Source organism: Bacillus sp. FSL P2-0069 (assembly GCF_038593315.1).
Classification (GTDB): domain Bacteria; phylum Bacillota; class Bacilli; order Bacillales; family Bacillaceae; genus Bacillus; species Bacillus safensis.
The window spans coordinates 2,695,128-2,714,514 of the sequence record NZ_CP151984.1; the positions used below are offsets into that span (position 1 = coordinate 2,695,128).

Below are 19,387 nucleotides of genomic sequence, written 5' to 3' on the forward strand. Positions count from 1 at the left end.
AATTGGAACTAGTCTTACATACAAAATTGCTCATACTAACAATATGTTTGATATGAAAGGATGATCGCTTTGTTGTCTAAAGACGAATTACATCATTTGAAGCAGCGCCTTCTCGATGAAAAGAAAGAACTTGAAGCCAAAAGCCATGACGATGAACAGAAAGTATCCTTTCCTTACGATTCGATCGGTGAATTGTCTGCCTATGATAACCACCCGGGTGATCAAGGGACAGAGCTGTTCGAGCGGGGGAAAGATATTGCTTTAAACAGCTTGGAACATGAACATATGTTAGACATCAATGAAGCACTCCAAGCCATTGCAGACGGCTCTTATGGTCTGTGCAAGGTCTGTAAAGCCCCTATTCCAAAGGAACGCTTAGAAGCCCTGCCTACTGCCGTCACATGCACAGAGCATTCAAAAGGACAGACCGTTTCACAAAACCGTCCGATTGAAGAGGATTTATTAAGTCCTCCCGCGGGACAATTTGAAAATGAAGAAAGTGCTGCGTACGATGGAGAGGATGCCTACCAAGACGTAGAACGCTACGGAAACTCTGAGACCCCGTCTGATATGGAATTCCCTCCTCTAACATACGATGATGTGTATACACAATCAGAAGATGAAGATTATGTGGAGGACTACGAAGGATTCGCAGCTGCTGATATTGAAGGAAAAGCCAGCAAGGTGTATCCGAACAAAGCACACGAGGCCTATGAAGAAGCATTAGACGAAGAAGGTGTCATGACGGTATTTGGTGACTTGAAACCGTACGAGGAAGAACCTTATACAGAAGAAAATCATTAGTCCCCTCATATTGGGGGCTTTATGTTTATATCATGTAATTATTGGGAAATCATTTTAAGAGTGAATTTGATTGGAGGAGATTCTTGATGGCTAGAAAAAGTATCATTTGGGCGATTGTCGTCTTCTTTATTACATACGCACTATTCTCTATTGCCGGATTCTTGTTCCCGATCGACAGAGAATGGTATGACGCATTGAATAAACCAGAATGGACGCCTGGTGGCGGTGTCATTGCTGCTGTGTGGGCTGTCTTATTTGCACTCATCTCATTGTCCGCAGCGATCATTTATGGAAAATATGGGTTCCAAAAAATCACTTTACCATTTTGGATTCTTTTCCTTTTAAATTATGTTTTCAATCAAGCCTTTAGCTTTTTTCAATTTACACAAAAGGATTTGTTTGCAGCTACAATCGACTGCCTGCTCGTCGCACTGACAGCACTTGCACTTGTCATCGTCTCACGTAAACTAAGCAAAGTCATTCCAATTTTACTGATTCCTTATGTCTTATGGGGCTTCTTTGCCACATACTTGTCTTATACGATCTATTCCATGAATATGTAAAAAAAGACCGCCATGATGCGGTCTTTCGTTTTGGAGAAAATAAAAAAGAGATCTTTGACAAGATCTCTTTTAAAAATGACCCGTACGGGATTCGAACCCGTGTTACCGCCGTGAAAGGGCGGTGTCTTAACCGCTTGACCAACGGGCCAGATCAATGGCGGAGAAGGAGGGATTTGAACCCTCGCGCCGCTTACGCGACCTACACCCTTAGCAGGGGCGCCTCTTCAGCCACTTGAGTACTTCTCCATTTGGCTCCGCAGGTAGGATTCGAACCTACGACCGATCGGTTAACAGCCGATAGCTCTACCACTGAGCTACTGCGGAAGATCATGGTGGGCCTGAGTGGACTCGAACCACCGACCTCACGCTTATCAGGCGTGCGCTCTAACCAGCTGAGCTACAGGCCCATGAACAGATATACAAATGGAGCGGGTGATGGGAATCGAACCCACGACATCAGCTTGGAAGGCTGAGGTTTTACCACTAAACTACACCCGCAAAAATATGTATGGGGCGATTGATGGGAATCGAACCCACGAGTGCCAGAGCCACAATCTGGTGCGTTAACCACTTCGCCACAACCGCCATACTATGAATATTTTGATAAAAGTGGCTCGGGACGGAATCGAACCGCCGACACACGGATTTTCAGTCCGTTGCTCTACCAACTGAGCTACCGAGCCAAGTATTCTTTTGAAAAATGGCGGTCCGGACGGGACTCGAACCCGCGACCTCCTGCGTGACAGGCAGGCATTCTAACCAACTGAACTACCGGACCATTTTGGTTGCGGGGGCAGGATTTGAACCTGCGACCTTCGGGTTATGAGCCCGACGAGCTACCGAACTGCTCCACCCCGCGATGATATGGGTTTTAAAAAATATGGCGGAGGAAGAGGGATTCGAACCCCCGCGGGCTTTGACACCCCTGTCGGTTTTCAAGACCGATCCCTTCAGCCGGACTTGGGTATTCCTCCGTATAGATGGTGGACCTTGTAGGACTCGAACCTACGACCGGACGGTTATGAGCCGTCTGCTCTAACCAACTGAGCTAAAGGTCCTTTATAGCGGCGGAGGGGATCGAACCCCCGACCTCACGGGTATGAACCGTACGCTCTAGCCAGCTGAGCTACACCGCCATGATCAAAATAATCTTTTAAAAAGTGGAGCCTAGCGGGATCGAACCGCTGACCTCCTGCGTGCAAGGCAGGCGCTCTCCCAGCTGAGCTAAGGCCCCATAAAAGATGGTCGGGAAGACAGGATTCGAACCTGCGACCCCTTGGTCCCAAACCAAGTGCTCTACCAAGCTGAGCTACTTCCCGATCTTAATGGCGCGCCCGAGAGGAGTCGAACCCCTAACCTTTTGATCCGTAGTCAAACGCTCTATCCAATTGAGCTACGGGCGCTTATTTATAATGCCGAGGGCCGGACTTGAACCGGCACGGTAGTCACCTACCGCAGGATTTTAAGTCCTGTGTGTCTGCCAATTCCACCACCCCGGCGTGGATGGTATAAGCGGAAGACGGGATTCGAACCCGCGACCCCCACCTTGGCAAGGTGGTGTTCTACCACTGAACTACTTCCGCATTACAGGATTTCTTTATTTTATTTGGCAATGCGGGTGAAGGGACTTGAACCCCCACGTCATAAAGACACTAGATCCTAAGTCTAGCGCGTCTGCCAATTCCGCCACACCCGCATGAAACATGGTGAGCCATGAAGGACTCGAACCTTCGACCCTCTGATTAAAAGTCAGATGCTCTACCAACTGAGCTAATGGCTCGCTTTAAAAGCGACTTGTCTATCTTACCATATGAAAGTGGTGCCGGCAAGAGGACTTGAACCCCCAACCTACTGATTACAAGTCAGTTGCTCTACCAGTTGAGCTACACCGGCTTTATCTATCCTAACATTATGTAAGAATAAATATGGTGGAGGATGACGGGCTCGAACCGCCGACCCTCTGCTTGTAAGGCAGATGCTCTCCCAGCTGAGCTAATCCTCCACTATGTAGGAATCTCTCGATCCGACAAAGATTATTATATACAGGTTTTAATCATTTGTAAAGGCTATATTAAAAAAATTTTATTTCAATTTTCATTGCGTATTTCTTTTAACAAATGATCGTCATTTCTCCTATTCAAACAGCTGCTGTTCCACGTTCAGCAGCTGAACTTCTCTCTTCTATATTCTCTTTTAAAACGTTCGATTCCTTCAGAAATATTAGCAGTCCCTCATTTTTATACTTTAATGATATATGTATCTCTTTAGCCGTAAGCATTTATAAAAATCATAGTGGCTTACACATCTTTAATTTCCCTATATAAGCTGATACTCTGTCTCTCTATTGTTTTTTATAGATATGTTTTATGCGATAGGCTCATTTTCTCTTTATATCCAAGTATTTTACACGCTGCTTGTGGACATAAAATGAAGCCATGATCTTTTATCAAACAAGTGAATGTATGTACCCTCAACTTGCACAAAAAAGACCAGTTCCGACTGGAACTGATCCTAATAGAAGCTTGGCGGCGTCCTACTCTCACAGGGGGAAACCCCCAACTACCATCGGCGCTGAAGAGCTTAACTTCCGTGTTCGGTATGGGAACGGGTGTGACCTCTTCGCTATCGCCACCAAACCTGATGGAGAGAATGTTCTCTCAAAACTAGATAACAATGTTCATGCTTCACATTAGAATATAGGTTAAGTCCTCGATCTATTAGTATCTGTCAGCTCCACGTGTCACCACGCTTCCACCTCAGACCTATCAACCTGATCATCTTTCAGGGATCTTACTTCCTTGCGGAATGGGAAATCTCATCTTGAGGGGGGCTTCATGCTTAGATGCTTTCAGCACTTATCCCGTCCGCACATAGCTACCCAGCGATGCCCTTGGCAGAACAACTGGTACACCAGCGGTGCGTCCATCCCGGTCCTCTCGTACTAAGGACAGCTCCTCTCAAATTTCCTGCGCCCGCGACGGATAGGGACCGAACTGTCTCACGACGTTCTGAACCCAGCTCGCGTACCGCTTTAATGGGCGAACAGCCCAACCCTTGGGACCGACTACAGCCCCAGGATGCGATGAGCCGACATCGAGGTGCCAAACCTCCCCGTCGATGTGGACTCTTGGGGGAGATAAGCCTGTTATCCCCGGGGTAGCTTTTATCCGTTGAGCGATGGCCCTTCCATGCGGAACCACCGGATCACTAAGCCCGACTTTCGTCCCTGCTCGACTTGTAGGTCTCGCAGTCAAGCTCCCTTGTGCCTTTACACTCTGCGAATGATTTCCAACCATTCTGAGGGAACCTTTGGGCGCCTCCGTTACATTTTAGGAGGCGACCGCCCCAGTCAAACTGCCCACCTGACACTGTCTCCCTGCCCGATAAGGGCAGCGGGTTAGAAGGTCAATACAGCCAGGGTAGTATCCCACCGATGCCTCCACCGAAGCTAGCGCTCCGGTTTCCAAGGCTCCTACCTATCCTGTACAAGCTGTACCAACATTCAATATCAGGCTGCAGTAAAGCTCCACGGGGTCTTTCCGTCCTGTCGCGGGTAACCTGCATCTTCACAGGTACTATAATTTCACCGAGTCTCTCGTTGAGACAGTGCCCAGATCGTTGCGCCTTTCGTGCGGGTCGGAACTTACCCGACAAGGAATTTCGCTACCTTAGGACCGTTATAGTTACGGCCGCCGTTTACTGGGGCTTCAATTCGCACCTTCGCTTACGCTAAGCGCTCCTCTTAACCTTCCAGCACCGGGCAGGCGTCAGCCCCTATACTTCGCCTTACGGCTTCGCAGAGACCTGTGTTTTTGCTAAACAGTCGCCTGGGCCTATTCACTGCGGCTTCTCGGGGCTTTAACACCCTAAGAAGCACCCCTTCTCCCGAAGTTACGGGGTCATTTTGCCGAGTTCCTTAACGAGAGTTCTCTCGATCACCTTAGGATTCTCTCCTCGCCTACCTGTGTCGGTTTGCGGTACGGGCACCTCTCACCTCGCTAGAGGCTTTTCTTGGCAGTGTGGAATCAGGAACTTCGCTACTAAATTTCGCTCGCCATCACAGCTCAGCCTTTACGGGAAACGGATTTGCCTATTTCCCAGCCTAACTGCTTGGACGCGGATATCCAATACCGCGCTTACCCTATCCTCCTGCGTCCCCCCATTGCTCAAATGGTGAGGAGGTGGTACAGGAATATCAACCTGTTGTCCATCGCCTACGCCTTTCGGCCTCGGCTTAGGTCCCGACTAACCCTGAGCGGACGAGCCTTCCTCAGGAAACCTTAGGCATTCGGTGGACGGGATTCTCACCCGTCTTTCGCTACTCATACCGGCATTCTCACTTCTAAGCGCTCCACCAGTCCTTCCGGTCTGGCTTCACAGCCCTTAGAACGCTCTCCTACCACTGTTCGTAAGAACAGTCCGCAGCTTCGGTGATACGTTTAGCCCCGGTACATTTTCGGCGCAGAGTCACTCGACCAGTGAGCTATTACGCACTCTTTAAATGGTGGCTGCTTCTAAGCCAACATCCTGGTTGTCTAAGCAACTCCACATCCTTTTCCACTTAACGTATACTTTGGGACCTTAGCTGGCGGTCTGGGCTGTTTCCCTTTCGACTACGGATCTTATCACTCGCAGTCTGACTCCCAAGGATAAGTCATCGGCATTCGGAGTTTGACTGAATTCGGTAACCCGGTAGGGGCCCCTAGTCCAATCAGTGCTCTACCTCCGAGACTCTTACCTTGAGGCTAGCCCTAAAGCTATTTCGGAGAGAACCAGCTATCTCCAGGTTCGATTGGCATTTCACCCCTACCCACACCTCATCCCCGCACTTTTCAACGTGCGTGGGTTCGGGCCTCCATTCAGTGTTACCTGAACTTCACCCTGGACATGGGTAGATCACCTGGTTTCGGGTCTACGACCACGTACTCATGCGCCCTATTCAGACTCGCTTTCGCTGCGGCTCCGCATCTTCTGCTTAACCTTGCACGGGATCGTAACTCGCCGGTTCATTCTACAAAAGGCACGCCATCACCCGTTAACGGGCTCTGACTACTTGTAGGCACACGGTTTCAGGATCTATTTCACTCCCCTTCCGGGGTGCTTTTCACCTTTCCCTCACGGTACTGGTTCACTATCGGTCACTAGGGAGTATTTAGCCTTGGGAGATGGTCCTCCCGGATTCCGACGGAATTTCACGTGTTCCGCCGTACTCAGGATCCACTCTGGAGAGAACGACATTTCAGTTACAGGGCTGTTACCTTCTTTGGCGGGCCTTTCCAGACCTCTTCGCTTATATCATTCCTTTGTAACTCCGTATAGAGTGTCCTACAACCCCAAGAGGCAAGCCTCTTGGTTTGGGCTGTTCCCGTTTCGCTCGCCGCTACTCAGGGAATCGCATTTGCTTTCTCTTCCTCCGGGTACTTAGATGTTTCAGTTCCCCGGGTATGCCTTCTCATACTCTATGTATTCAAGTATGGATACTACTCCATTACGAGCAGTGGGTTTCCCCATTCGGAAATCTCCGGATCAAAGCTTGCTTACAGCTCCCCGAAGCATATCGGTGTTCGTCCCGTCCTTCATCGGCTCCTAGTGCCAAGGCATCCACCGTGCGCCCTTTCTAACTTAACCATTTCTTACTTTAGAAAGAATCACTATGTGTGATGAACTTTGCATTGCATTCAATGTGAATGTATTACTTATTGTTATCTAGTTTTCAAAGAACAATCCTGTCTCGCTAGAGACATGTTTTGAAGGAATGATCCTTCAAAACTAAACAAGACGAAAACGTACGCTGCTCCATATATCCTTAGAAAGGAGGTGATCCAGCCGCACCTTCCGATACGGCTACCTTGTTACGACTTCACCCCAATCATCTGCCCCACCTTCGGCGGCTGGCTCCATAAAGGTTACCTCACCGACTTCGGGTGTTGCAAACTCTCGTGGTGTGACGGGCGGTGTGTACAAGGCCCGGGAACGTATTCACCGCGGCATGCTGATCCGCGATTACTAGCGATTCCAGCTTCACGCAGTCGAGTTGCAGACTGCGATCCGAACTGAGAACAGATTTATGGGATTGGCTAAACCTTGCGGTCTTGCAGCCCTTTGTTCTGTCCATTGTAGCACGTGTGTAGCCCAGGTCATAAGGGGCATGATGATTTGACGTCATCCCCACCTTCCTCCGGTTTGTCACCGGCAGTCACCTTAGAGTGCCCAACTGAATGCTGGCAACTAAGATCAAGGGTTGCGCTCGTTGCGGGACTTAACCCAACATCTCACGACACGAGCTGACGACAACCATGCACCACCTGTCACTCTGTCCCCGAAGGGAAAGCCCTATCTCTAGGGTTGTCAGAGGATGTCAAGACCTGGTAAGGTTCTTCGCGTTGCTTCGAATTAAACCACATGCTCCACCGCTTGTGCGGGCCCCCGTCAATTCCTTTGAGTTTCAGTCTTGCGACCGTACTCCCCAGGCGGAGTGCTTAATGCGTTAGCTGCAGCACTAAGGGGCGGAAACCCCCTAACACTTAGCACTCATCGTTTACGGCGTGGACTACCAGGGTATCTAATCCTGTTCGCTCCCCACGCTTTCGCTCCTCAGCGTCAGTTACAGACCAGAGAGTCGCCTTCGCCACTGGTGTTCCTCCACATCTCTACGCATTTCACCGCTACACGTGGAATTCCACTCTCCTCTTCTGCACTCAAGTTTCCCAGTTTCCAATGACCCTCCCCGGTTGAGCCGGGGGCTTTCACATCAGACTTAAGAAACCGCCTGCGAGCCCTTTACGCCCAATAATTCCGGACAACGCTTGCCACCTACGTATTACCGCGGCTGCTGGCACGTAGTTAGCCGTGGCTTTCTGGTTAGGTACCGTCAAGGTGCGAGCAGTTACTCTCGCACTTGTTCTTCCCTAACAACAGAGCTTTACGATCCGAAAACCTTCATCACTCACGCGGCGTTGCTCCGTCAGACTTTCGTCCATTGCGGAAGATTCCCTACTGCTGCCTCCCGTAGGAGTCTGGGCCGTGTCTCAGTCCCAGTGTGGCCGATCACCCTCTCAGGTCGGCTACGCATCGTCGCCTTGGTGAGCCATTACCCCACCAACTAGCTAATGCGCCGCGGGTCCATCTGTAAGTGACAGCCGAAACCGTCTTTCATCCTTGAACCATGCGGTTCAAGGAACTATCCGGTATTAGCTCCGGTTTCCCGGAGTTATCCCAGTCTTACAGGCAGGTTACCCACGTGTTACTCACCCGTCCGCCGCTAACATCCGGGAGCAAGCTCCCTTCTGTCCGCTCGACTTGCATGTATTAGGCACGCCGCCAGCGTTCGTCCTGAGCCAGGATCAAACTCTCCGAGGTATGCAGGATGCATATCACACATGCGTTGCTACACGATGTAGCGAACTTAGCATGTGATCATTTCCTGCCTCGCCAGTTTGACTGACTACCTATGAAGTATCATAGGATTTTTTTTAAAACTCGAATTAACAGGTACGTTTTGTCTTGTTTAGTTTTCAAAGATCATCTTCGTCGTCTCTCAGAGGCGACTTTATTAATATAACATTCTATCAAGATAAAGTCAACAACTTTTTTCTTAATGTTATTTATCAACCGCGCTGTTTCAGCGGCGAATACAAATATAACACCTTTTGAAAGAAGAAACAAGTATTTTTTCTAAATAATTTATTTTTCCTTATCTCTTCCTATATATTGATACAAATGCTGCTTATCTCGGGAATTGTCTATTGTTGATCCTGCAGGTCTTTAGTATATTTATAATAGATTGAAACTAAATAACCGCAGGGGGAGCTTTGTGCTGAGAGTGAACATTCGTTGTTCTGACCCTTTGAACCTGTCAGTTAATACTGAAGTAGGAATGTGGCATCACTTGAATACATACGGTGTATTCAAATCGATATGTTTTTCTATGAATAACATACTCATCCTTACACGGTCTCTCCTTGCTCAATTCATGAAAAAGGAGATTTTTTTATGCAGCAATCAAATCAATTGGTACGACTGATGGAAATCGCGATTATGACTTCACTTGCTCTTGTATTAGATTACTTATCAGGTCTCTTTTTAAGAATGCCCAATGGCGGTTCTCTTGCGCTGATTATGATTCCCGTTATTCTCATGTCTATTAGATGGGGGATATCTACCGGATTTATCATCGGTGTGTTAATCGCAGGTCTTCAGCTGATGAATAGCCCGATCATCGCTACACCTGTTCAAGGATTCCTCGATTACTTCGTTGCATCTGTTGTCATTTCTTTAAGCGGCCTGTTTTCTGGACTGATCAAAAAAGCCATTCAGGATCAAAAGCGAAAACAGCAATTCTTCTATATTACCTTAGCTGTTTTTGTTGCTAGTTTATTCAGGCTGCTGACGTTCTTTATTTCTGGCGTCGTTTTCTTCTCTCAATATGCACCGAAAGGAACACCAGGATGGGTCTACTCTTTAATTTATAACAGCACATATATGGTTCCTTCATTTATTATTTGCAGTATCGTTCTTTGTATACTCATCCCAAGTGCATCTCGTTTGGTTTTCCCTCGTCAAAAATAACCGGCTGATTTCAGCTGGTTATTTTTTTATGCATAATTTGCTGCTCTATGGAATCTATTAATAATAGAAGATTTCATGCTGGAGGTACGACAATGAGCCCTTACTCCATTATGCTGTGCTGCTATATTCTCAGTCTTGCTTATTTTTTGGCAGGTTTCTATGAAGCTTTAAAAATAGCAGGCGTAAAAGGAAAAGTAGAAGCTTCACCGTTTATTTCTTACATGCTGCTTGCTGTGCTCTTCACTTTTTTCTCTCATTATTACTGGAAGCTGACGATTTAATCCGCTGTACACGGTTATTCAATATAGACAGCTCCCATCCATACCCTATTTCATTATGGTTCTCGCCAGCCAGCTCGAACTGGCTGGTAACGACAAAACTAGGTTGAAGTTTTTGATAAAATTGTTTTGCCGAATTTTGTTCAAACACCCATAGCATCAACCTCTGATACCCTTTTTCTATTAAATAATCGACACCTTTAGCAATTAAAGCAATACCCGCACCTGATTTCTGTTTCTGTTGTAATAAATAGATGGCATACAGCTCTCCATCATATGTAGAATAACGTTCGTCACGTTGTTTTCCGAAAGAAGCAAAACCAAATACGCCATCCGCATCTTCTGCGACAAACGTGCCTTCAAGCGATCTTTTTCTCCAGCTCTCTTTCCGACCTTTTATATTTAAACCATCCAAATAATCCTGATTAATAATGCCTTGATAAGTCGTTTGCCAGCTCTTCACATGTATTTCGGCGATTTTAGGAATATCTTGATGTACAGCATGTCTCACCTTCATCCGCACCACTCCTTTTAGTTTTTTACACCCTATCTTCATTATCATAAATTCCTATTACGTAGAATTCAATGGTCTGTATTTCAATGGTTAAAACTTCTTCTATAAAAAATAGACACCTTCTGCTGGAAGGTGTCTATTGATTTTATTCTTCTATTTGAGTATCAGCGATCTCTTTTTTTCTTGGCTGTTTGATTTCGTTTGTCAGCTCTTGAATGCTTTGCTTCACATTTCCTTTGCCGGAAAAGTTCTCAATTATTTCTTTCACATCTATTCCAGAGGATGCTTTCAGGCTTTCTTGCAGACTGGACATGAGGTTTGTGGCATAGCCTGTAACTTTATTGGCACCGCTGCCTTCCCCGTTACCGCCCGTATCCACAACAGTAATTTTATCAATGTTAGAAAGTGGTGCAGATACTTGCTTCGCATATTCAGGTAGCATTTTCACAATCATATCAAGGATCGCTGCCTGACCATACTGTTCGAATGCTTCAGCGATTTTCTCTTTCGCTTCCGCTTCTGCAAGTCCTTTTAGTCTAATGACTTCCGCTTCTGTTTCCCCTTTTGCACGATCCGCTTCCGCTTTGGCAAGTCCGTCAATACGAACTTTCTCAGCTTCTGCTTTGGCCATTGCTTCAATGCTGTATTTCTTCGCATCTGCTTCAGCAAGGCGTTTCGCTTTTTCCGCCGCAGCCGACTGCTCAACAGCATAACGGTCCGCATCTGCTTTCTTTTTCACTTCAGAATCGTATTGACGTTCACGACGCTGAATCTCTTTTTCTTCTAATTCAATTTGTTTCTGACGCTCAATGATTTTGACTTGCATTTCTTGTTCAGTTACGTGCTGACGGTTACGAGCTGTTTCTAGATCGTACGCTTGGTCAGCACTTGCTTTCGCCGTATCCTGTTCACGTCTAAATTCTGCTCTTTTCAGCTCATTGATCTTTTCTGCTTCAGCGATTTCAGTAGCACGCTCAAGCTCAGATTTCTTCGCATCTTTATCTGCTTCGGCACGTTTGATACGTGTTTCTTTATCTGCTTCAGCTGTTGCAATATCTGCATCGCGTTTTACTTGGGCAATTCTTGGTTTACCTAGAGATTCTAAATAGCCATTTTTATCACGAACATCTTTAATCGTAAACGATACAATGACAAGACCCATTTTCGCTAAATCTTGAGAAGCGACACGTTGTACTTCTTGAGAGAATTTCTCTCTGTTTTTATAAATCTCTTCAACTGTCATTGATCCTAAGATGGAACGAAGATGGCCTTCTAATACTTCTCTTGCTTCGTTTTCGCGGTCTTCTTTTGTTTTCCCTAAAAATTGCTCTGCAGCAGTCGCGATTTCTTCAATCGATCCGCCAATTTTAATGATGGCTGTTCCATCCGCCATTACCGGTACACCCTGTTCGGTATAGACTTCAGGTGTTGAAACGTCTAGCTTGCTAGATAGTAAGCTGAGCGGCTCTGCTTGTTGAAAGACTGGAAGTACAAAGGTACCGCCGCCTCTTACAATCTTAATCTTGTTTCCACCTTCATCCACGTGGACATTTTTACTTCCTAGGTAACTTCCTGTAACGATTAATGCTTCATCTGGACCTGCTGTCCGGTATTTAGAAACAAATACACCAATAAGTGCAATAAGAATCACAAGCACAATTCCAATGATCACTAAAATAGTTGTTCCTGGCATAGCATTCCCTCCTAGATTTCTTCATTTGGTATAACAGATAAGACGCCTTTGTTCACTTCGACAACTAGCACACGGGTTCCATATGGAATCTCCTCTTGGTCGAAACTGACAGCTGGCTTTGAGATTTTCCCACTATTACTGATTAACAGCACTTCTCCAAATCCGTCTTTTGGAACAGATACAATGATCTCCCCAGTTCTTCCTTTTAAATCGGCCTCCGTATAAGAGAGAGATTCTTCAGCAGAGGAAAGCGGGACTAATACAAATACATTCAAACAGGTCACAAGGATCACTGCGAGGACGGCAGATAATCCTGCGCCAAGTCCACTTCCTACAATTGCTGTTTTTTCAGAAATAAACCCTCCAGCCGAAAAAAAGGTAAGAAATGCGAGGATCAATGTTGGTTGAAGGAATGGAACAGGGATCGCTTCAAATAATCCATCAAATACATCGCCGAAAAAGACGAAAACAAGTGTCAGGATTCCTGATATCATTAATATGTATAAATACAGCGTCTGAAGAGGCAGCCCGAACACATCCATCTTCCTCATCCTTTCTTCATGAAATGAACATCTTTTGTTTCATTTAGACCACACCCACCTCCAATGTATTCCTTCTAACAGGTAATACGAACCACTTTTGTAAAGGTTTCATATTTCATCACAATTCTTCAAAGGGATTTTCGGATAGCTCAAGAATGATTGTCATGTACCATTATGTTAAAATTTGATCTTGAGGTGATGAGAAAATGAGTATATTACATGAAGCGAGACAAGAATTGTGGCACGAGCTGCAAGGTTTGAGCGAAGAACAATTGAACCAAAAATTATCTGATGATACTTGGAGTATTCAAGAGGTAGCAGATCATTTAAAGAAAATGGACCTAGTTGCAGCAAAACATCTAGCTGCTGAGGGTAAAAAAGCACCGATTAAAGAATATGAACCAAAGCCGGTAGAAATGGCAGAGGACCGTTCGAAAAAAGCCACTGCGCCTAGTATTGTTGAGCCTGAACGCAAGCATGTAACACCTACACATTTAAAGGATGAGCTCGATACTGCACGTGAGCAGCTCAATCAAATTTTATCAACATTTACTGAGGAAGATTTCAAACGCGTCATTGCACATCCTGTGTTTAAAGAGCTATCCCTTAAGCAATACCTTGATTTTATCGGCGCACACGAAAAACGCCATATTCATCAAATCAAAGAAATTAAAGAACAACTATAGGCATAAAAAAGACTCCCTTTTGGGAGCCTTTTTTCATTGTTACACCGTTTTAGGTGTTAACTCAAAGCAGCGAGCATAAATCCATTTGTACGCTTTTTCGTTTAAATCTCTTGGGTTTCCAACTGTTTGCGGATCTTTCATTGCTTCTTTAGATAAACGATCAATCATATCTTTTGATACACCTTGTTCTTCTAATGAAGGAACTTCTAAATCCTCTACTAAATCATACATCCAGTTCACAGCTGCTTTGGCTGCTTCCTCTGTTGTCATTCTGCTTGTATCAATCCCAAACGCTTGCGCAATTCGAGCGAATTTTTCCGGATACCCTTTCCAGTTATACTCCATCACTGGTCCCATCATCGCTGCAACACACTGACCGTGAGCGACAGGAATAATACCTCCGAGTGTTTGACTCATCGCATGTGCAGCTCCAGCTGATTCACTTCCATAAGAAAGCCCGGCAAGCATCGCAGCTTGTGCCATTCCATATCTTGCTTCTAAGTCCTCACCATCAGCAAAGGCACGGCGAATATAATGAGCTGCATATTCAATTGCCATGAGCGCTACCGCATCTGTAATCGGCTGAGCAAATTTCATCGTATAGCATTCAATCGCGTGAGCAAGCGCGTCAATTCCAGTCATTGCTGTCACATGAGGCGGCATGGACACATGAAGCTCTGGATCAATGACTGTTAGATGAGCTGCAATGAGAGGTCCACCAGTATTGAATTTGAATTCTCTTTCTTCATCAGTAATGACCGCCCACTGCGTTACCTCTGAACCTGTACCAGCTGTTGTCGGAATAGTGGTTAAAGGAGGGATTCTGTTTTCTAGCGTTTTTTTTCCCTCTGCCGCTTCGTAATCAAGGACTGAGCCTTCATGAGTCGCCTCTACTCCGATTGCCTTTGCTGTATCCATTGAACTGCCGCCGCCTACTGCGACTAATCCATTACAGCCTTCTTTTTCATATAAAGCAGATCCTTCGTTCACTAGACGGACTGGCGGATTTGGCTCTACTTTATCAAATAGAACGACATCGATTTGTCCTTCTTTTAATGAAGCAATTACTGGGTCCACCACGCCGGCTTGATAAATACCAGGGTCTGTTACAAGCAATACCTTTGAAACGCCGTATGCTTTTACTTCTTCCCCAACATGTTTCACTGCACCAATGCCATGTTTGATGACAGTTGGAATTTCAAATGTATGGAATTTCTGCATGCTTTCAATTTTCATATTTAGTGTCATAAAGAATCTCCTCCAAATGCTTATTTAAACCAATGAACCGCTTCAGGTTTTGTATTTCGATATAAATGCTTCAGTTCGGTATATTCTTCAAGTCCCGTGCGTCCTAATTCGCGCCCAATGCCTGATTGCTTGTAGCCACCCCAAGGTGCTTGAGCGAAATAAGGATGGAAGTCATTGATCCAAACCGTGCCCAATCTTAATTGTCGAGCCACTCTTTCGGCTTTGCTGATATCAGAAGACCACACAGCTCCTGCTAATCCATAAATCGTATCATTTGCCAGCTTGATGACTTCTTCCTCTGTACGGAAGGATTCGACTGTCAGGACAGGTCCAAAGACTTCTTCCTGTACAATCCGCATATCTGACGTGCAGCCTGAGAAAATGGTCGGCAAGTAGAAGAACCCATTTTGCAGCTCCTCTGCGTCAGGTCTTTTTCCGCCTGTCTCTAACTTAGCGCCTTCTTCTAAACCGATGCTGACGTATTTTTCGACTTTTTCTCGATGCTCAGCTGAGATGAGCGGCCCGCTCTGGGTGTGTTCATCAAAGCCGTTGCCTAGCTTGATTTTTTCCGTACGCTTCACCAGTTCTTCTAAAAATTCATCATGAATGGATTCTTCCACCAGCAAACGTGAACCTGCTGAACACACTTGCCCTGCATGGAAAAACACAGCATTCATCGCCTGGTCAACCGCTACGTCTAAATCAGCATCTTGAAACACAATATTCGGATTCTTTCCGCCGAGCTCAAGGGCTATTTTTTTCACATTCCCGCTGGCTCCCTGCATAATTTTTTTCCCTGTTTCAATACCGCCTGTAAATGAAATCAGATCTACTTGATCATTTACAGCAAGCTCATCTCCAACGGTTGCCCCAGGTCCAAGCACTAGGTTTGCAACGCCTGCTGGAACGCCCGCTTCTTCCATGAGTTTAAATACTTTTATTGTGGTGAGTGGTGTGATTTCACTTGGCTTTAAAACGATTGTATTTCCCGCCGCAAGTGCAGGAGCGATTTTCCAGCTTGCTTGAAGCAATGGATAGTTCCAAGGAGTGATTTGTCCGCATACACCGACAGGCTCTCTGACTAATTCACTTTTCGAGTTTGGAATTGGCGATGCTATGATTTCCCCGCCATCTTTATCAGCCAGACCTGCGTAATATTGGAACACGTTCGCAATATCGTCCATATCTGCTTTGCTTTCCTCTAATGTTTTGCCTGTATCAAGCGATTCCAATTTGGCTAGTTCATCAAGATCACGTCTAATCAATTCAGCTATCTTAAACACAATATTTCCTCTTTCAAGTCCAGGCATGTTTGCCCAGTCCCCTTGATCGAAGGCTTTTCTCGCTGCTTTAATGGCTAGCTGCGCGTCATTTCTAGATCCTTCGCTGACTGTCGCGATCACTTCTTGATTGAACGGATTGATGATATCCCGTGTGTCGCTACTTTTAGCGCCAACCCAATGTCCGTCTATAAATAGTGTTTGACTCATAGAAGGAACCTCCTCTGATTCTCTTTGGTAAGTTTGTTAAATAAAAATTTAACGTTTTGAACATAATTAACTTATCATGTTCAAATTTTTCTGTCAAAGGGAGATATGCTTCATTTATTTTGACATTTTGTATTCTTTCGTTAACATATAGTCCATAAAGATTTTTTTGAACGGATTGAATTTTCTTAATAGAAAGCAGGGACAAAATGAAAAAGCAGGAAAAGCCGCAAGCAGAAGATCGTATTTTAGCTGCTAAAGATCTAGTCATTGATTCCATAGCTGAAACGATGGATCTCTATGGCATTACACGAAGTGCAGGTATTCTATATGGAACGATGTATTTAAATGAGGAAATGACACTGGATGAAATGCGTGAAGAGCTGCAAATGAGTAAGCCAAGTATGAGCACGGGTGTGAAAAAGCTGCAAGACATGAATATTGTCAAAAAGACGTTTCACCGTGGCCGAAGAAAACACAGCTTTGTTGCGGAAAAAGACTTTTTTAAGTTTTTCACGAACTTCTTTCCGCAAAAATGGGAACGTGAGGTCGAGGTCAATTTAGCTGCAATCGAAGAAGCGCAAGAGCGGCTTCAAGAGGTGTCGCGTGATGATCAGCTGGAGGAACATGTAAGAGAAGAAGCGCAGCAGCTCATTGAGCAGCTTGAAAGCTCAAAGGCCTATTATGACTGGCTGAGACGATTAGCCCATTCCGTTCATTCTGGTGAAATATTTGACTATATTCCGATTGAACAGAAAGAAAAATAGACGATGTGTTTATGTTTTACAGCTTGAATTTCACAGGAGGATTGATTATAATAAATTATGTCGTCATACCTCGGGGCATTAGCTCAGCTGGGAGAGCGCTACGCTGGCAGGGTGAACGACATCACCCGAAGCAAACAGACGTTCTCTGAAAAAGACTGATTTAACAAGGTTCTATGATGAGCCTTTCTGAATAAATATTTTCATTTCTGAACAAAACTGAAAGGGTTGGTCCCCAATCCGTCCCCATAAAAAAACAGACCATGCAGGGTCTGTTTTAATTTTGCCTATACGTTTTGAGAAGTTGTGTTTCGATCGATCATAGTCGTGTTTCGATCGATTTTTTGTATTTCTATCGATGTAGTGTTTCGATCAGTTGCAATAGTGTACACTCCTGCAGCTGCAACCACAGTAAGAGCAATCATCGTAAAACCCTTCTTAAAACTCATACAAACAATCCCCTCTCTGAATTTTGAGTTGTGTTTCTAATACCTTTTGATAAGCAGCTGTTGCTTTTTCAAATTGACCTTGTTTCCCATACTCATCTGCATACACTATATAGCATGCCTCAGCGTAAGCGAAAAGCTGTTTCTGTTCTAGATACTGAAACACTTCGGCCAGCTGCTCCTCATTTATATTATTAACATAAACCGCTTCTAAGAAGGTAAATAGATTTTCATAAAGCTTATTAGGGGCTTCCTCAAGTATATTAGTTCCTTGTTTTAAAGATGCTTCTCCTTCTTTAAGTCTTCCTGCTTTAAATTGCGTACAGCTAATCGCAAAATACAATTTGGTAAGAAGCTCAGAATCATCATCTGCCTTTTGAATAGCCTTCTCAAAATAATTGATAGCTTCATCCCATTGACCATCTCTATCAAATGTATGGCCAATATTCAAAAATGCTTTAGTTAGGATTTTTTGATCTCCAATTTCCTCTGCAATTTTAATTGCATTCTTTAGATGAGGAATTGATTTATCGTGTCGAGCCAAATCATCATAATTTCCTGCTATTACAAATAAGCATTGAATTTTTCTCACTTTATACAGATCGTATTGATCGTAGATTTCAAGCGCTTTTAAAATATGATGCATAGAAACGTGAGTTTGTTTCATAATATAGTAGGCTTCAGCCACCTTGAAGTGAAACTCGGCTTGCTCAATATCATCTATAACTAGCGTAAGTTGTTTCTCGGCCATTTTATAGTATTGGATGGCCTGTACATATTCTTTTATACTGAACTCATACATCCCACGAAAAAACGCGTTGTAATACTGCAGCATGCCGGACAATTTATGGTTGGAATTTTCTATTTTATCAACTAAGTCTGCAATGGATATAGAGCGCTGCTCTGAGGGTTTAATATAATCAAGCATAAGCTGATGACGAAAGCACATCAATTGATAGTAAATCAGTAAATCCTGGTCTTCTTCCATTCGTTCAATTTCTTGTTCTACCTCTGCTTTCAAAATCTCAGCATCTGGAACACTGAATTGCCGAATCATTTTATACCATTCATTTATTTTCACACCAACATGTGAAGAAAGAACTTTCTCCATCCCTTACTCCCCTTCCACGAATTTCCCTTATATTACATATATTATTACATACAGAAATTTACAAAGCACCGAAAAGATACCGCAAAAATAACAAAAAAAGAGCTCCTGCAAAGGAGCCGTGTGAGTAATACATGAGTAATAGTGGATTGATAAAGAAGTAAATCATTGAAATATACGAATTTTTCTCCCCTGTTTCCGCAGGGTAAACCGTATATAAATTTATTATAACTCAAACTTAGACACAGAACAAACATTCGGTTATAATTCCTTTTGAGGTGATAGTATGTGGGATGATCGGAAGGATCAAAACAGGTGGAAAATGAAATTCATCTTGCCTGAACATAATGAGGCATTAAGACAACTGCATCTTTCAAAAAAGAAAATTGAACAGCCGATTCTAAGTCCTGAGCAATTAGAAGAATTTGAATACACCATTGCAACCGCAATGAGAGAGGACATGCCCCTCAATTTTGAGTTATTCGATAATGGGTTTTCCAGAGAAATTTCGGGGCGAGTTGTATACGTGGACCACATAAAGAAACTGTTTCATGTAAAAGATAGCCGTTCTGATACAAATTTAATAAAATTTGCAGATATACTTAATGTAAAAATACTTTAAATAAAAAGGCCGTCCTTCTAGGCGGCCAATAATTTCATTTGTTAATGTTTTTCTTTAAATCCTC

13 protein-coding genes, 21 tRNA genes, 3 rRNA genes and 1 riboswitch are annotated in these 19,387 nt (G+C 44.5%); of the genes, 7 read left to right on the forward strand and 30 right to left on the reverse strand.

Translation table 11 applies throughout. From position 1 onward, the window contains the following. The first annotated feature begins 69 nt into the window (after window positions 1-69). Both NSQ34_RS13780 and NSQ34_RS13785 read left to right on the forward strand, forming a co-directional pair. A complete protein-coding gene (locus NSQ34_RS13780; RefSeq protein ID WP_098677203.1) occupies window positions 70-804 on the forward strand; it encodes a TraR/DksA C4-type zinc finger protein in 735 nt (244 codons plus the stop codon). 86 nt (window positions 805-890) lie between these two features. Further along, on the forward strand, window positions 891-1,367 hold the full coding sequence (locus NSQ34_RS13785; RefSeq protein WP_081124711.1) for a tryptophan-rich sensory protein: 477 nt from the start codon (window positions 891-893) through the stop codon (window positions 1,365-1,367). Between the two features lie 76 nt (window positions 1,368-1,443). Here NSQ34_RS13785 and NSQ34_RS13790 read toward each other — a convergent pair. The 24 genes from NSQ34_RS13790 to NSQ34_RS13905 all read right to left on the reverse strand — a co-directional run bounded on the left by NSQ34_RS13790 (window position 1,444) and on the right by NSQ34_RS13905 (window position 8,726). After that, window positions 1,444-1,515: transfer RNA gene (locus NSQ34_RS13790), tRNA-Glu, on the reverse strand. Between the two features lie 7 nt (window positions 1,516-1,522). Continuing rightward, window positions 1,523-1,613: transfer RNA gene (locus NSQ34_RS13795), tRNA-Ser, on the reverse strand. Window positions 1,614-1,616: 3 nt separating this feature from the next. After that, window positions 1,617-1,691: transfer RNA gene (locus NSQ34_RS13800), tRNA-Asn, on the reverse strand. A gap of 6 nt (window positions 1,692-1,697) precedes the next feature. After that, window positions 1,698-1,774: transfer RNA gene (locus NSQ34_RS13805), tRNA-Ile, on the reverse strand. A gap of 17 nt (window positions 1,775-1,791) precedes the next feature. Next, window positions 1,792-1,865 (reverse strand) — tRNA-Gly (locus NSQ34_RS13810). A gap of 11 nt (window positions 1,866-1,876) precedes the next feature. After that, window positions 1,877-1,952 (reverse strand) — tRNA-His (locus NSQ34_RS13815). Window positions 1,953-1,977: 25 nt separating this feature from the next. Continuing rightward, window positions 1,978-2,050, reverse strand: a tRNA-Phe gene (locus NSQ34_RS13820). Window positions 2,051-2,068: 18 nt separating this feature from the next. Then, window positions 2,069-2,145 (reverse strand) — tRNA-Asp (locus NSQ34_RS13825). 4 nt (window positions 2,146-2,149) lie between these two features. Further along, window positions 2,150-2,226, reverse strand: a tRNA-Met gene (locus NSQ34_RS13830). 22 nt (window positions 2,227-2,248) lie between these two features. Further along, window positions 2,249-2,341: transfer RNA gene (locus NSQ34_RS13835), tRNA-Ser, on the reverse strand. A 7-nt stretch (window positions 2,342-2,348) separates the two neighbouring features. Then, window positions 2,349-2,425 (reverse strand) — tRNA-Ile (locus tag NSQ34_RS13840). Window positions 2,426-2,429: 4 nt separating this feature from the next. After that, window positions 2,430-2,503, reverse strand: a tRNA-Met gene (locus NSQ34_RS13845). A gap of 25 nt (window positions 2,504-2,528) precedes the next feature. Then, window positions 2,529-2,601: transfer RNA gene (locus NSQ34_RS13850), tRNA-Ala, on the reverse strand. An 8-nt stretch (window positions 2,602-2,609) separates the two neighbouring features. Beyond that, window positions 2,610-2,686: transfer RNA gene (locus NSQ34_RS13855), tRNA-Pro, on the reverse strand. A 7-nt stretch (window positions 2,687-2,693) separates the two neighbouring features. Further along, window positions 2,694-2,770: transfer RNA gene (locus tag NSQ34_RS13860), tRNA-Arg, on the reverse strand. 10 nt (window positions 2,771-2,780) lie between these two features. Continuing rightward, window positions 2,781-2,866, reverse strand: a tRNA-Leu gene (locus tag NSQ34_RS13865). A gap of 12 nt (window positions 2,867-2,878) precedes the next feature. Continuing rightward, window positions 2,879-2,950 (reverse strand) — tRNA-Gly (locus NSQ34_RS13870). A 30-nt stretch (window positions 2,951-2,980) separates the two neighbouring features. After that, a tRNA-Leu gene (locus tag NSQ34_RS13875) sits at window positions 2,981-3,063 on the reverse strand. Window positions 3,064-3,071: 8 nt separating this feature from the next. Beyond that, window positions 3,072-3,147 (reverse strand) — tRNA-Lys (locus NSQ34_RS13880). Window positions 3,148-3,184: 37 nt separating this feature from the next. Beyond that, window positions 3,185-3,260: transfer RNA gene (locus NSQ34_RS13885), tRNA-Thr, on the reverse strand. A gap of 33 nt (window positions 3,261-3,293) precedes the next feature. Continuing rightward, window positions 3,294-3,369, reverse strand: a tRNA-Val gene (locus NSQ34_RS13890). A 518-nt stretch (window positions 3,370-3,887) separates the two neighbouring features. Continuing rightward, window positions 3,888-4,003, reverse strand: a 5S ribosomal RNA gene (gene rrf, locus NSQ34_RS13895). 61 nt (window positions 4,004-4,064) lie between these two features. Further along, window positions 4,065-6,995: ribosomal RNA gene (locus NSQ34_RS13900) — 23S ribosomal RNA — on the reverse strand. 182 nt (window positions 6,996-7,177) lie between these two features. Beyond that, window positions 7,178-8,726: ribosomal RNA gene (locus tag NSQ34_RS13905) — 16S ribosomal RNA — on the reverse strand. The 16S, 23S and 5S rRNA genes sit together here, the layout of an rRNA operon. Before the next feature lie 433 nt (window positions 8,727-9,159). Next, window positions 9,160-9,261: riboswitch (TPP riboswitch) on the forward strand. Window positions 9,262-9,359: 98 nt separating this feature from the next. Here NSQ34_RS13905 and thiT point away from each other — a divergent pair. Both thiT and NSQ34_RS13915 read left to right on the forward strand, forming a co-directional pair. Then, complete coding sequence (gene thiT / locus NSQ34_RS13910) at window positions 9,360-9,935, forward strand: energy-coupled thiamine transporter ThiT (protein ID WP_098677641.1); 576 nt, start codon at window positions 9,360-9,362, stop codon at window positions 9,933-9,935. Between the two features lie 92 nt (window positions 9,936-10,027). Next, window positions 10,028-10,216, forward strand: a complete 189-nt coding sequence (locus tag NSQ34_RS13915; RefSeq protein ID WP_024423229.1) for a hypothetical protein — start codon at window positions 10,028-10,030, stop codon at window positions 10,214-10,216. Here NSQ34_RS13915 and NSQ34_RS13920 read toward each other — a convergent pair. From NSQ34_RS13920 to NSQ34_RS13930, 3 genes are all read right to left on the reverse strand, one after another. Further along, window positions 10,176-10,730 carry a GNAT family N-acetyltransferase gene (locus NSQ34_RS13920; RefSeq protein ID WP_098677640.1) on the reverse strand — a complete coding sequence of 185 codons (555 nt, stop codon included), beginning with the start codon at window positions 10,728-10,730 and terminating at the stop codon, window positions 10,176-10,178. The genes NSQ34_RS13915 and NSQ34_RS13920 overlap by 41 nt on opposite strands. A 142-nt stretch (window positions 10,731-10,872) precedes the next feature. Beyond that, entirely contained in the window at window positions 10,873-12,420 is a 1,548-nt protein-coding gene (locus NSQ34_RS13925) for a flotillin family protein (RefSeq protein ID WP_034284308.1), read from the reverse strand. Between the two features lie 11 nt (window positions 12,421-12,431). Further along, complete coding sequence (locus NSQ34_RS13930; protein ID WP_024425882.1) at window positions 12,432-12,962, reverse strand: hypothetical protein; 531 nt, start codon at window positions 12,960-12,962, stop codon at window positions 12,432-12,434. Window positions 12,963-13,168: 206 nt separating this feature from the next. Here NSQ34_RS13930 and NSQ34_RS13935 point away from each other — a divergent pair, with 206 nt between their 5' ends. Next, window positions 13,169-13,648 carry a DinB family protein gene (locus NSQ34_RS13935; RefSeq protein ID WP_024425883.1) on the forward strand — a complete coding sequence of 160 codons (480 nt, stop codon included), beginning with the start codon at window positions 13,169-13,171 and terminating at the stop codon, window positions 13,646-13,648. Window positions 13,649-13,687: 39 nt separating this feature from the next. Here the strand turns inward: NSQ34_RS13935 and NSQ34_RS13940 are convergent, their stop codons facing one another. Together NSQ34_RS13940 and betB are read right to left on the reverse strand one after the other, a co-directional pair. Next, window positions 13,688-14,896 carry an iron-containing alcohol dehydrogenase gene (locus tag NSQ34_RS13940; RefSeq protein WP_342500952.1) on the reverse strand — a complete coding sequence of 403 codons (1,209 nt, stop codon included), beginning with the start codon at window positions 14,894-14,896 and terminating at the stop codon, window positions 13,688-13,690. Between the two features lie 20 nt (window positions 14,897-14,916). Continuing rightward, window positions 14,917-16,386 carry a betaine-aldehyde dehydrogenase gene (gene betB, locus NSQ34_RS13945; RefSeq protein ID WP_024425885.1) on the reverse strand — a complete coding sequence of 490 codons (1,470 nt, stop codon included), beginning with the start codon at window positions 16,384-16,386 and terminating at the stop codon, window positions 14,917-14,919. A gap of 206 nt (window positions 16,387-16,592) precedes the next feature. Here betB and NSQ34_RS13950 point away from each other — a divergent pair, with 206 nt between their 5' ends. Beyond that, entirely contained in the window at window positions 16,593-17,150 is a 558-nt protein-coding gene (locus NSQ34_RS13950) for a GbsR/MarR family transcriptional regulator (RefSeq protein ID WP_034284303.1), read from the forward strand. Between the two features lie 435 nt (window positions 17,151-17,585). Here the strand turns inward: NSQ34_RS13950 and NSQ34_RS13955 are convergent, their stop codons facing one another. Further along, window positions 17,586-18,704: a tetratricopeptide repeat protein gene (locus tag NSQ34_RS13955; protein WP_176967272.1), complete on the reverse strand. Its 1,119-nt coding sequence runs from the start codon at window positions 18,702-18,704 to the stop codon at window positions 17,586-17,588. 283 nt (window positions 18,705-18,987) lie between these two features. On the opposite strand from NSQ34_RS13955, the gene NSQ34_RS13960 reads away from it, so the two are divergent. Then, window positions 18,988-19,323, forward strand: a complete 336-nt coding sequence (locus NSQ34_RS13960) for a YolD-like family protein (protein ID WP_176967271.1) — start codon at window positions 18,988-18,990, stop codon at window positions 19,321-19,323. Window positions 19,324-19,387: the final 64 nt, after the last annotated feature.

Excerpts from the sequence above, each read along its gene's own strand:
- NSQ34_RS13935 (WP_024425883.1), top strand. The coding sequence starts at position 13,169 with ATGAGTATATTACATGAAGCGAGACAAGAATTGTGGCACGAGCTGCAA.
- betB (WP_024425885.1), bottom strand. The coding sequence starts at position 16,386 with ATGAGTCAAACACTATTTATAGACGGACATTGGGTTGGCGCTAAAAGT.
- NSQ34_RS13785 (WP_081124711.1), top strand. The coding sequence starts at position 891 with ATGGCTAGAAAAAGTATCATTTGGGCGATTGTCGTCTTCTTTATTACA.
- NSQ34_RS13925 (WP_034284308.1), bottom strand. The coding sequence starts at position 12,420 with ATGCCAGGAACAACTATTTTAGTGATCATTGGAATTGTGCTTGTGATT.
- NSQ34_RS13915 (WP_024423229.1), top strand. The coding sequence starts at position 10,028 with ATGAGCCCTTACTCCATTATGCTGTGCTGCTATATTCTCAGTCTTGCT.
- NSQ34_RS13960 (WP_176967271.1), top strand. The coding sequence starts at position 18,988 with ATGTGGGATGATCGGAAGGATCAAAACAGGTGGAAAATGAAATTCATC.
- NSQ34_RS13940 (WP_342500952.1), bottom strand. The coding sequence starts at position 14,896 with ATGACACTAAATATGAAAATTGAAAGCATGCAGAAATTCCATACATTT.
- NSQ34_RS13930 (WP_024425882.1), bottom strand. The coding sequence starts at position 12,962 with ATGGATGTGTTCGGGCTGCCTCTTCAGACGCTGTATTTATACATATTA.
- NSQ34_RS13955 (WP_176967272.1), bottom strand. The coding sequence starts at position 18,704 with ATGGAGAAAGTTCTTTCTTCACATGTTGGTGTGAAAATAAATGAATGG.
- NSQ34_RS13950 (WP_034284303.1), top strand. The coding sequence starts at position 16,593 with ATGAAAAAGCAGGAAAAGCCGCAAGCAGAAGATCGTATTTTAGCTGCT.
- NSQ34_RS13920 (WP_098677640.1), bottom strand. The coding sequence starts at position 10,730 with ATGAAGGTGAGACATGCTGTACATCAAGATATTCCTAAAATCGCCGAA.
- thiT (WP_098677641.1), top strand. The coding sequence starts at position 9,360 with ATGCAGCAATCAAATCAATTGGTACGACTGATGGAAATCGCGATTATG.